An 11648-nucleotide genomic window follows, 5' to 3' on the forward strand; every position below is an offset into this window, starting at 1 on the left:
CTAGCCGGTATAGGTCGCGAGGAACAGCGCTTCGGCCAGCGCCATGTGCTCGATCTCCTCGGGATCGACGCTCTCATTGGGCGCGTGGATCAGAGATTTCGGTTCTTCGACTCCGAGCAGCATGATCTCCGCGTCCGGGTAGGTGGCGGCGAAGACGTTGCACAGCGGGATCGAGCCGCCCTGCCCCTGGGTGGTCGGCGCGCGTCCATAGGATGCGGCCAGCGCCGCCTCCATCGCCGCGCGCGCCGGTCCCCCGGCGGGAGACCGGAACGGCGCGGCGATGCCTTCCAGTTCCACGGTCAGCTGGGCGCGCCACGGCGTATGCGCCTGCAGATGCGCCACGAGAGCCCGGTGCGCCTGATCCGGATCGGTGCCCGGCGGAATCCGCAGATTCAGGCGGGCCCGCGCGATCGGCGGAATCGCGGCCGCGGATCCCACCACCGGCGGCGCGTCGATGCCCAGCACCGTCAGCGCCGGTCGCGCCCAGAGCAGATCGGCGACGTCGCCGTCACCGATGAGTTCGACATCGCGCAGGACGCCCGCGTCGGCGTGGAACTGCTCGCGCGGGTACCGCACGCCCGGCCAAACCTGATCGTTGGCCAAGCCGTCGATCGTGGTGTTGCCTCGCTCGTCGCGCAGCGAGGCCAGCAGCTGGATCAGCGCGGCCAGCGCGTCGGGGGCCGGGCCGCCGAACATGCCGGAATGCAAAGGGCTCGCGAGCGTTTCGACGGTGACCACGACGTTCACGCCACCGCGCAGCGTCTCGGTCAGCGTCGGCAGGCCCGCGGCGAAATTACCGCAGTCGCCGATCACGATCGCGTCCGCGCGCAGCAGGTCCGGGTGGGCTTCGACGAACCGCTCCAGTCCCCCGGTGCTCTGCTCCTCGGAGCCCTCCGCGACCACGGTGACACCCAGCGGCAGGTCCGGGCCGAGCGCACGCAAAGCCGTCAGGTGCATGACGATGTTGCCCTTGCAATCCGCGCTGCCGCGCCCGTACCAGCGGCCGTCGCGCTCCGTCAGCTCCCACGGCGAGGTACGCCACGCGGCCTCGTCCATCGGCGGCTGGACGTCGTAGTGACAGTAGAGCAACACTGTCGGCGCGCCCACGGGAGCGGCCCGTGAGGCGACGACTGCCTTGGTGCCGTCCGGCGTTTCGTGCAGGCCGACCGTGGTGAGCCCCGCGGCGGCGAACGCGTCGGCCACCCACTGCGCCGCACGATCGCACTCCTCGGGAGGGAACTGCCGCGGATCGGCTACCGACTTGAACGAGACAAGTTGCGCCAGATCGGTTTTCGCCTGCTCCATCAAGCCTGCCACCGCACCGCGCAGCGCCGCGACACGCACATCCTCCGTCATTCCCCAACCTTATCTCCCGCCCTGGAACAGGAGGTCGTGCAACGAGTCGGGTGTCCGGGCGCGGCCTGTGATCCGGGGCGATTCCCAGGCGAGTACGAAGTGCGTCCAGAAGTCGGTCGCCGTGTGTCAAGGTGGGCGGGGAGGATGCCGGCAATCGAGTGGCATCCTCCAGGAGAGACGAGGCATACCCGCACACCTGTCGAATCGGGAGGCCGTACTCATGTCCGAAGGAGCCGATGATCTGTTCGCCCTACCGGGGTTGAGCCGATCCGCGCCGCGATCCGGATTCCCGGCGCACGAGATGTTTCCGCAGGTCGCTTACGAAATCGTGCACGACGAGCTGATGCTCGACGGCGTCTCCAGGATGAACCTGGCCACCTTCTGCACCACCTGGGTGGACGACCAGGCCCGCAGGCTGATGTCCGAATGCCTGGACAAGAACATCGTCGACAAGGACGAGTACCCGCAGACGGCCGAGCTGGAGCGCCGCGCCATGCGGATGGTCGCGGACCTGTGGCACGCGCCGGACCCGGCCACCACGCACGGCACCTCGACCATCGGGTCCAGCGAGGCGGCCATGCTCGGCGGACTCGCGGCCAAATTCCGCTGGCGCAAGCGTGGCGGCACCGGCACACCCAATTTCGTCTGCGGGCCTGTCCAGGTTTGCTGGGAGAAATTCGCGCGCTACTTCGACGTGGAGATCCGCCGGATTCCGCTGCGCGGGGACCGGCTCACCATGCACCCCGACGATGTCGCGGAACATTGCGACGCGAACACCATGATGGTCGTGCCCACCTTCGGCCAGACCTACACCGGTCTGTTCGAAGACGTCGCCGGGGTCAGCGCGGCGCTGGACACGCTGGAGCGCGAGCGCGGCTGGGACATTCCGATCCACGTGGACGCGGCCAGCGGCGGCTTTCTCGCCCCGTTCGCCGCCCCGGACCTCATCTGGGACTTCCGGTTGCCCAGGGTGAAGTCGATCAACGCCTCCGGGCACAAGACCGGGCTGGCTCCGCTCGGCGCGGGCTGGGCGATCTGGCGGGAGGCAGGCGACCTGCCGGAGGAGTTGATCTTCGACGTGGACTACCTCGGCGGCAGCATGGCCACCTTCAACTTGAACTTCTCCCGCCCGGGCGGACAGGCGATCACCCAGTACTACGAATTCATCCGCTTGGGCCGTGCCGGTTACGCCAGGGTGCAGGCCGCGATCTACCGGGTGGCGCAGCACTTGGCCGCGGGGCTGCGCGGGCTCGGGGTCTTCGAACTGATCCACGACGGCGACCCGCAGCGCGGCATCACCGCGGTGTGCTGGCGGCTGACCGGCGATCCCGGCTTCAACCTCTACGACCTGTCCGACCGGCTGCGTTCCAGAGGCTGGCTGATCGCGGCCTATCCGCTGCCCTCGGAGCGGGACGGCGAGACGGTGATGCGCGCGGTCCTGCGCCAGGGCTTCACCATCGACATGGCCGACCTGCTGATCGCCGATCTCGACCGCTGCATCGGCCAACTACGGCGGCGACCGTTCTCGACTTCGCTCACGCACGAGGAGGCAGGCGGATTCACGCACACCGCCACGCCCGCCGTGCCGGAGACGGAAATCGCGCCGTCCTGATCAGGACAGCGCCGCCGCCCGGCTACGCCATTCGCGGGCGGCGGCGCCGATCGGTCGCGCGAGCGCGGTCCCGACCGGCCGCGGGCGACGGCGCCGACGCATCGCCGCCCGCGACGTCAGTCATGCGGCGCGCAGGGCCGGGAAGGATTCCCACCGGTAGGTGGCGCCGACCGCGCCGTGGAACAGCGCGAGGTCGACGGCGTCGAGCATGGCCTGGCGCGGGCCGGATCGCGCCAACTGGGCGGCGGACACGGCCAGCCGCAGCACACCACCGCGGCGGGCGGTGCGCGAGGCGCCCATGATCAGGGCCCGGCACCACCACGGCTCCGCGCGGAAGCCCTCGCCGATGCCGTACACCCTGGACTTCTGCGCCATATTGCGCTCCAGGTCGATGATCGCGGTCAAGCCGAGCGCCAATCGGAAACCGACTTCCGGCAGCGCGTCCAGCGCGCCCGCCGAAGCATCCCAGCGCGGGGCCGCGAACAGGCGGGTGCGCAGGTCGACCTGTTCGAGCACCCGATCCGCGGCGGTCAACCGCAACCGCGCTTCGTGCCGGGGCAGCGCGGCGAACTCGGCGCGCCGCCGCTTGGTGGCCGCCTGGTCGTAGCCGTGCAGCACGATGGCGTCGCCGCGCGCCCGCCGCCCGCGCAGCCAGGCCTGCGTCGCCGGGTCGTCGAGCAGCCGGTACTTGCCCTTCAACCGCGGGGCGACCAGCAGCGAGAGAGGTACGCCGCGCCGATCCATCTCCTCGGCGAATCCCATCGCTGTGTCCCGGGTGGTGTCCCTGATCCCGGAAATCGATACGATCAGCTCAGCGTTCATGAACTTACGGTGCCAGCCGCACATGTCCTCGACGTGCAGGCGGCATGACGGGGCGGCGAACACTCCGTCACGGGTGTATCGAGCGCTCACCCCGCTGACGGCGCGCCGCTACCGTCCGGCCGCCGGTTCGCGCGGGCGGCCGGACGGTGGGACTACGCGTCGGCGAGACCGACCGTGTCGAGTACCCAGGCGTGCTCGAAGGCCACTTCCCGCCACTTCTCGTAGCGCCCGCTCACCCCGCCGTGGCCCGCGCTCATCTCCGTCTTCAGCAGCAGCGGCGCGTCTCCGGTCGCGGTGGCGCGCAGCTTGGCGATCCACTTCGCGGGCTCGACGTACAACACGCGGGTGTCGTTCAGGCTGGTGATGGCCAGGATCGCCGGGTAGTCCCTGGCCTCGACGTTCTCATAGGGCGAGTAGGACTTCATGTACTCGTAGACGTCCTTGTCCGTCAGCGGGTTGCCCCACTCGTCCCACTCGATCACGGTCAGCGGAAGCGACGGGTCGAGGATGGAGGTGAGCGGGTCGACGAACGGGACGTTGGCGAGGATGCCCGCGAACAGCTCGGGGGCCAGGTTGGCGACCGCGCCGACCAGCAAGCCGCCCGCGCTGCCGCCGTCGGCGATCATCCGGTCGGCGGCGGTGACCCCGGTCTCGATGAGGTGCCGCGCGGCGGCGACGAAGTCGGTGAAGGTGTTCTTCTTGGTGAGCGTCTTGCCGTGCTCGTACCAGAGCCTGCCCATCTCGCCGCCGCCGCGCACGTGCGCGACCGCGAAGACCATGCCGCGATCCAGCAACGACAGCCGGGCGACCGAGAACGCCGGATCGATGCTCGCCTCGTAGGAGCCGTAGCCGTAGAGCAGCAACGGCTGCGGGCCGTCGACGGCCGTCGTCTTCTTCCGCACCAGCGAGATGGGGATCCGCGTGCCGTCCTCGGCGACCGCCCAGTCCCGGTGCTGTTCGTAGTCGTTCGCGTCGTAGCCGCCGAGCACGGGCTGTTCCTTGCGCAACAGCAGCTCGCCGGTGGCCGGAACGTAGTCGAATACCTGCATCGGCGTGATGAACGAGGTCAGCCCGATGCGCAGGGTCGGCTGGTCCCACTCCGGGTTGGATCCGACGCCGACCGCGAAGAGTTCCAGGTCGATGTCGAGTTCGCGCCGCTCGCCGTAGCCGGAGTCGGTCAGCGGCCACACCGCGATCCGAGTGAGCGCCTCGCGCCGGTAGCTGAGCACGAGGTGGTCGCGGAACGCGTCGATGTCCTCGAGTCGCACGTCGTCGCGGTGCCCGATCAGCTGCGTCAGGTTCGACGGGTCGTCGACCGGCGCTTCGGCGAGCACGAAGTTCTCCGCCTTGACGCCATCCACCACGTCGTTGTGCAGGATCAGGAACCGGTCCGCCCCGCCGATCACCGCGTGCTCGGCCGAGTACTCGACACCCTCGCGGCGCGGCAGCAGTACCCGGAACTCGCCCTCGGGGTCGTCGGATTCCAGCACCCAGCCCTCGCTGGTGATCTTGGAGCCGACCCAGATCATGAGGTATTTCTCCGACCGGCTGGCGCCGATGCTCACCCAATAGCGCTCGTCGGGCTCGTGGAACACCTTGACGTCGGGATCGGTGCTGCCGAGCCGGTGCCGCCACACCGTGTCCGGCCGCCACGACTCGTCGACGGTCTGATAGAAGACGTGGCTACCGTCCAGCGACCAGGTCGCGCCCGGCGCGGTGCCCTCGATCTCGTCGCCGAGCAGTTCACCGGTGCGCAGGTCCTTGAAACGCAGCACGTACCGTTCGTCGCCCACGTTGTCGACCGAGTAGGCGAGCAGATCGCCGTCGTGACTGATCGAGAACGCGCCGAGCGCGAAGAAATCGTGCCCTTCGGCCAGCTCGTTGCTGTCCAGCAGCACCTCTTCGCCCGGGACCTCGGTCTCGGCCTCCAACCGCGGCGGCGTCCACGCGTCGATGCCCTCGGCGCCCGCGGCGATCGGGCACCGGCAGTGCACGCCGTACTGCTTGCCCTCGAAGCTGCGCGAGTAGTACCAGTAGTCGCCCAGTCGGGTCGGCACCGAGAGGTCGGTCTCCTGCGTGCGCGCTTTGATCTCGTCGAAGATTCGCTCGCGCAACGTGCTCAGATGCTCGGTCTGTGCCTCGGTGTAGGCGTTCTCCGCCTCCAGATAGGCGATGACGTCGGGGTTCTCCTTCTCCCGCAGCCATTCGTACTCGTCGACGAAGACGTCGCCGTGATGGACCCGCTCGGTGGGCACCGTCTTGGCGACCGGCGGCGCCACCGCGCCGCTACCGGGTTCGGAGATCGTTCCGCTGTCGAGAGCCATGGCGTCCACCCTACTGTTCGGAGGCGCCCGCGCCCGCCGCTCGAATGATGCCGTCGAGCACGTCGCTGGTCCGGCGCAGATCGCGCATCGCCTGATCGATCCTGGCGCGTTCCTCGGTCAGCCTTTCCACCAGGAACGGCGTCGCTCGGGCATTAGGGGTGCCGTCGACGTCGTGGATGCACGGCAGCAGTTCGCCGATCGTGTCGCTGTGCAGGCCGGCGGCGAACATCTCCTGGATGCGACGGACCCGGTCGACCGCCGCCTCCGGATACTCCCGCTGACCCCCGGAGGTCCGCTCCGAGGCCAGCAAACCTTTGGTTTCGTAGTACCGCAGCGACCGGACGCTCACACCGGTCCGCTCGGCCAGTTCGCCGATCCGCACATTCGCTCCTTGACCTAACATCGATGTCAGGTTTTACGGTACAGCCATGCTGCTGTTGACCGAATACCGCAACCACCCGCTCGACCTGCCCAACCGGATCGTCATGTCTCCGATGACGCGGTTGCGCTCGCTGCCCGACGGATCGCCGACCGGCGATGTCGTCGACTACTACGCCCAGCGCGCGACGGCCGGGCTCATCGTCACCGAGGGCATCTGGCCGCACTCCACCGGACAGAGCGAAGCCTGGGTGCCCGGATTGCAGACGCCCGTGCACGTTTCGGCGTGGCGGCGCGTCACCGAGGCGGTGCACGCGCGCGGCGGCCGGATCTTCGCGCAGCTCATGCACGGCGGACGCAAGGGCCACCCGCTGGCGCGGATCGATGGGTCCTGGCCCGCCGGACCGTCGGCGGTGCTGGACGACGATCGGGTGCACCTGATCGACGGCGGCAAGGCCGATCCCATCACGCCCGCCGCGCTCGATCGCGCCGGTATCGAGGCCGCCGTACGGCACTATGCCACCGCGGCGCGCAACGCCACGGCCGCGGGCTTCGACGGGGTCGAGATCCACGGGGCCAATAGCTATTTCCTGCACCAGTTCCTCGCCGACAACACCAATTTGCGTGACGACGAGTACGGCGGATCGATCGCCAACCGCATGCGGTTGCCCCTCGCGGTGGTGGACGCGGTGACCGAGGCGATCGGCGCCGAGCGCACAGCTGTCCGGCTCTCGCCGGGCAACCCGCAGTTCAACATGTACGAAGCCGACCCGGCCCCGCTCTATCGGGCGCTCGTCGCCGAACTCGATGGGCGCGGTCTGGCCTACCTGCACCTCACCGACAACGACCGCTACCCGGCGCTGCGCGACTTGCGGCCGCTCTGGCACGGCACGCTCATGGCGAACATCGGCGAGAACCGCGAGCCCACCACGGCGGCGGGCGCCGAACAGGTGCTGCGCGCGGGTCTGGCCGACCTGGTCTCCTTCGGCAGGGCGTTCATCGCCAATCCCGATCTGGTGCACCGCATCCGCTACGACCTCCCGCTTGCGCCCATTCGCGAAGAACTCCTGTACGGCCGCACCGCCGAGGGCTACAGCGACTATCCCCACTGGTCGGCGGCCGAATTGGTGCGCGACTGACTCGTCGCTCCGGGAAGCAGCGAAAATCAGCTGCGGCCGCGGCCGGTGCGCGCCAGGATGATCGGCGTGTCAGTGTCGATTCGCGATCCCGACCGGATCGGGACCACACGCCTCACGGACGGACGGGCGCTGGGCTGGGCCGAATGGGGTCCGCCGGACGGCACTCCGGTGCTGCTGTGCCCGGGAGCGGCGACGAGTCGTCGGCTCGGCTTCGGCGCCGACTCCGTCGACGGGCTCGGGGTGCGCCTGGTCTCCGTCGACCGCCCCGGGTTGGGCGCTTCGACACCTGCTCCGGACCGAACATTCGCCTCGTTCGCCGACGATATCCGCGAGCTGTCCGCGCGCCGCGGGCTGGGCAGACCAGCGGTCGTAGGTAACTCGCAAGGTGCGCCGTTCGCGCTCGCGTGCGCGGTGGCCGGCGTGGCCGGGGCGGTGTCCCTGGTCTCCGCCGCGGACGAGCTCGCCGCCCCCGAATTCGCAGACGCGCTGCCCGAGGGAGTGCGAGCTCTCGTACACGGTGCCGCGCACGCCCCGGAGGCCGCCGCACGTCATCTCGCGGCGTTCGACGCGGACGCGATGTGGGATATGGTGATCGCCGCGAGTGCGCCGTCCGATGTCGCGGTCTATCGAAGCGCCGCGTTCGCGGCGTCCTATCGCTGTGCGCTGGCCGAAGCGTTCGCGCCAGGGCCCGGGGGATACGTGCACGACACCCTGCTCGCGATGCGCCGCTGGCCGTTCGACCTCGAGAAGATCGCGGTGCCGGTGGACATCTGGTACGGCGAACTGGATACCAGCCACTCCCCGGATCGCGGCGCATTCTTGTCCACCCGGATACCCGGTGCACGCCGCCACGTGGTCGCGGATGTAGGCGGCGCACTGCTCTGGGTACACGCCGAGCCGATTCTGCGTACCCTGCTCGGCCAGCACGCCGATCGGTGACTTCCTGCCGGAGGATGAGCCGACCCCGAGGGATGGCCGGGGCCAGGACGGTACCGCAGGCCCATCGATCAGCTCAGTCCAGTGCACCCCGAATCGAGGCGGCGAGATAGTCCAGATCGGGCCGCCGAGGACTGGTCGGCCGCCCGCGCAAACCGAACCCGTCGCCCGGGGTGCGCGGTATGACGTGCAGATGCACGTGAAAGACCTCCTGCCCGGCCGTCACCCCGTCCGCCAGGAAGAAATTGACTCCGTCGCACGCCACCTCGCTGGCCCGCAACGCCGCCGCCAACCGCTGTCCCACCTGGAACAGCTTCCCCCCGACGACCGGATCGAGCTCGGCGAGACTGCGCGCCGCCACCTTCGGCACCACCAGCAGATGCCCCGGCGTCATCGGCCGAATGTCCATGAACGCCAGCACATCGTCGTCCTCGTAGACCTTGCTCGACGGCGCTCGCCCGGCGACGATATCGGCGAAAATCGTGTAGGGATTCACGACCCGCAGTTTATTCGGGCAGATACTCGAACATAGATTGTAGCTGGTCGAGTCGAGGCAACAGTCCTCCACCGTGGACAGTGCTCACTGGCTGACGTACTCCGCGTAAGGGGTAGCAAGCTCCCACAGTCGTTCTTTCACGCTCCGGGCGTGGCCGACGATGCGTGGGTCAGTGGTGATAGCCAGACCTGCTGGCTTCCCTTGTTCGTTCACAAGGTTGTAGACAACGCGCTCGTTGTCGATGAGCCGCCAGTCATCCGGGGAGACTTCTCCGGCGAGATGCCGCGGCAGGTACCGGATGTCCTCACCTGCCGCTGTATTCGTATCGGTCACCGACAACAACCACCGGTGATAATCGGTGTGAGGGACCGTGACCACACGCACGCGGCTGACGGTCACACCCCGGCCGGTCGTCTCCCGGATGAGATCGTTCCAACGATTCTTGTGCTCGTCCGACAATGCGGGCTCTCCGGCCAGAAATCGGCGAAACCGGTCCGACTCGGTCGGCACGGCGTAAGCATCCCGAACCTCGAGGTGGAATGCTTCGGCCTTGCAATCGCGGAACAGGGCAGACCAGTCCGGCGGCTCATGCTGAAGGTAGAGCACCTTAGAACGTCCTCCTGATCTTGCTGGTCGTCATTGTCTCGCTACCCGCTCAGACAGCTCCCGTACGTCGTTCATGGGCTGCGGTGATCAGATCGCGCGCCTGTTTGCCGGTCACGGACTGATTGGACAAGACGTCGAATGCGCGCCCATACAGTGCGACTTCCCTCGGCTGCTTGATGGTCAACTCTGCCGTGTGCCCTTCGACTTTGACCATCCGATTGTCGAACATGGTGAAATTCTCCAAGACCACCTTGGCCTCAGCTGTCAGCGGCACGATCCCCAACGTGACTCGCGGCATGCCGATAATCGAGTGCAGTCGATCGAGTTGGCCGCGCATCACATCGTCGTCGCCAACGGTTGTGTAGAGGGATCGCTCACTGATGACGAAGTGGAACCGGTGATCTCTGCGGTACAGGACTTGCTGCCGTTCGATGCGTTTGGACACGCCGGCGTCGATGTCGTTGGGCAAGTGATAGAACTCTTTGACACTGCGCAGCTTGGCCTCGGCGTACTCGGCGGTTTGCAGCAGGCCTGGAATGATCTGCGGATCGTACGTGCGAATCAGCTTTGCTTCCGCTTCGAGCTTGGCATACAACTGCTGTCCGCGCTTGACGCCCGCGCTGAGCAACCGCCGGTACTCGAGATATGCGGCGTCGATGTTGTGCAGCGTGGCAAGCAGGTCGGGCAGCTGGTCGTGCGCCCGGCAGTGGTTGCAGTAAGCGCGGATATCGTCAGTCGAAGGCGTGTTCTTCCCGTGCTCGATGCGGGAAACCTTCGACTCGTGCCAACCTTCGCGGGAGGCAAGCTCTCGGCCGGTGATACCGGCATCACGCCGGATTTCCCGAAGCCTCTGGCCGAGAGCTTCCCTCGCGTCTTGAACAGAATCGGTCACCGCTGGATGCTGACCGAAGCGGCGAACTCGGTGTACGGGATGGCCCGATCCCAGAGCCTTTGCCTGACGACTCGGCAGTATGCCGCGACGCCGGGATCGTTGGTCACTGCCGCGCCGACCGGCTTGCCTGCGGCGTCGACGAGGTTGAACGCCACCAGTTCGTCATCGAACAACCACCAGTCATCGAGAGGAGTCTCTCCCGCGAGATGCCTGGGAATGTAACGAATGTCCTCGCCGGCGCTCACGCTACTTCCAGCCACGGACAACAACCACCGTTGATAGCCGGAAAGGGGCTCGGTTACCACGCGGATACGGCTCATCGTGACCCCGCGATCGGCCAGTGCTTCTATGAGTTCGATCCAGTCGTTCTTGTCGTAGCCGTCCGGCGGCTCCGGTTCGCCTGCGAGGAACCGCCGCAGCGGTGCAGACTCCTCGGGCTCGGCGTAGGAATCCCGGACCTCCAGGTGGAACGCTGAACGCTGGGCGCTCTCGAATAGCTCCAGCCAACGATCATCCGAGCGAAATTCCACCGTAGTAGTTCCTTTCAGCCTTCGGCACTTCGATGGCTGTTTCGTTGTCCTCCAGCACCAACTGGCTCAACGTTTCATGATCAGTGATGGGGCGGCCGGTCAACCTGAACGTCCCCCTACCCGTGTCCGTCATCGTCGCGCCGATGAAGGTGTCCGGCTCAGCGAAGCCGGTCAACAGGTGCGGAATCTCCACTGTCTCAGGCTCGCCGGTCTGCCATCCCTGAACGAGATAACTTCCCTGAGCAGTGGCATACAACGATGGGCAACCAGTCTTATCAGAGCCACCTTTGCCGAGGAATCGTAAGTTCATCATCAAGTCCCTCCCTGAATATTTGTGCATGCTTGCGCAGCACACCTCATGATCCGCCACTCTTGCGGCATATGCACCCTGTTAGGGGAAACCACGCAAGTCTGCGCAAGTTCGTGGACCTGGCCTGTCCCCGGTGAATGAGACCGCCTGGAACTAGAGTTCCGTTGGCCCTGGTGAGGGGCTGGAAGGGACACTGAGAACCATGGCTGGACGTAAGCGGCATTCCGCCGAAGAGATCGTGCGGAAG

The 11648-nt window shown here is 67.3% G+C and carries 12 protein-coding genes; 3 read left to right on the top strand and 9 right to left on the bottom strand.

The window, feature by feature from the left end:
* A complete protein-coding gene (locus M8859_RS33035) occupies positions 1-1356 on the bottom strand; it encodes a dipeptidase (RefSeq protein WP_249645439.1) in 1356 nt (451 codons plus the stop codon).
* Between the two features lie 220 nt (positions 1357-1576).
* Here M8859_RS33035 and gad point away from each other — a divergent pair, with 220 nt between their 5' ends.
* Complete coding sequence (gad, locus tag M8859_RS33040) at positions 1577-2968, top strand: glutamate decarboxylase (protein ID WP_249645440.1); 1392 nt, start codon at positions 1577-1579, stop codon at positions 2966-2968.
* Between the two features lie 120 nt (positions 2969-3088).
* On the opposite strand, the gene M8859_RS33045 is transcribed toward gad, so the two are convergent.
* The 3 genes from M8859_RS33045 to M8859_RS33055 form a co-directional block, all read right to left on the bottom strand.
* On the bottom strand, positions 3089-3790 hold the full coding sequence (locus M8859_RS33045; protein ID WP_249645441.1) for a DUF2334 domain-containing protein: 702 nt from the start codon (positions 3788-3790) through the stop codon (positions 3089-3091).
* A gap of 152 nt (positions 3791-3942) precedes the next feature.
* Positions 3943-6114, bottom strand: coding sequence for a S9 family peptidase (locus tag M8859_RS33050; protein ID WP_195140279.1), 2172 nt, complete (start codon positions 6112-6114; stop codon positions 3943-3945).
* Between the two features lie 10 nt (positions 6115-6124).
* Entirely contained in the window at positions 6125-6496 is a 372-nt protein-coding gene (locus tag M8859_RS33055) for a MerR family transcriptional regulator (protein WP_195070290.1), read from the bottom strand.
* Positions 6497-6542: 46 nt separating this feature from the next.
* On the opposite strand from M8859_RS33055, the gene M8859_RS33060 reads away from it, so the two are divergent.
* Together M8859_RS33060 and M8859_RS33065 are read left to right on the top strand one after the other, a co-directional pair.
* Positions 6543-7631, top strand: coding sequence for an alkene reductase (locus tag M8859_RS33060; RefSeq protein WP_195070289.1), 1089 nt, complete (start codon positions 6543-6545; stop codon positions 7629-7631).
* 66 nt (positions 7632-7697) lie between these two features.
* Positions 7698-8570, top strand: coding sequence for an alpha/beta fold hydrolase (locus tag M8859_RS33065; protein ID WP_201295385.1), 873 nt, complete (start codon positions 7698-7700; stop codon positions 8568-8570).
* A 73-nt stretch (positions 8571-8643) separates the two neighbouring features.
* Here M8859_RS33065 and M8859_RS33070 read toward each other — a convergent pair whose 3' ends face one another.
* The 5 genes from M8859_RS33070 to M8859_RS33090 form a co-directional block, all read right to left on the bottom strand.
* Entirely contained in the window at positions 8644-9063 is a 420-nt protein-coding gene (locus M8859_RS33070; protein WP_159930030.1) for an HIT family protein, read from the bottom strand.
* Between the two features lie 84 nt (positions 9064-9147).
* Positions 9148-9669: a DUF6879 family protein gene (locus tag M8859_RS33075; RefSeq protein ID WP_249645442.1), complete on the bottom strand. Its 522-nt coding sequence runs from the start codon at positions 9667-9669 to the stop codon at positions 9148-9150.
* A 49-nt stretch (positions 9670-9718) separates the two neighbouring features.
* Positions 9719-10561, bottom strand: coding sequence for a helix-turn-helix domain-containing protein (locus M8859_RS33080; protein WP_195070288.1), 843 nt, complete (start codon positions 10559-10561; stop codon positions 9719-9721).
* Positions 10558-11091, bottom strand: a complete 534-nt coding sequence (locus M8859_RS33085) for a DUF6879 family protein (protein WP_159930032.1) — start codon at positions 11089-11091, stop codon at positions 10558-10560. Before M8859_RS33085 ends, M8859_RS33080 begins: the two co-directional genes overlap by 4 nt.
* The gene (locus tag M8859_RS33090; RefSeq protein WP_236565726.1) at positions 11072-11404 is read right to left on the bottom strand and encodes a hypothetical protein; all 333 of its coding nucleotides are present in this window, start codon (positions 11402-11404) and stop codon (positions 11072-11074) included. The genes M8859_RS33085 and M8859_RS33090 overlap by 20 nt, the downstream gene beginning before the upstream one ends.
* Between the last annotated feature and the right edge of the window lie 244 nt (positions 11405-11648).

This window comes from Nocardia sputi, assembly GCF_023501985.1.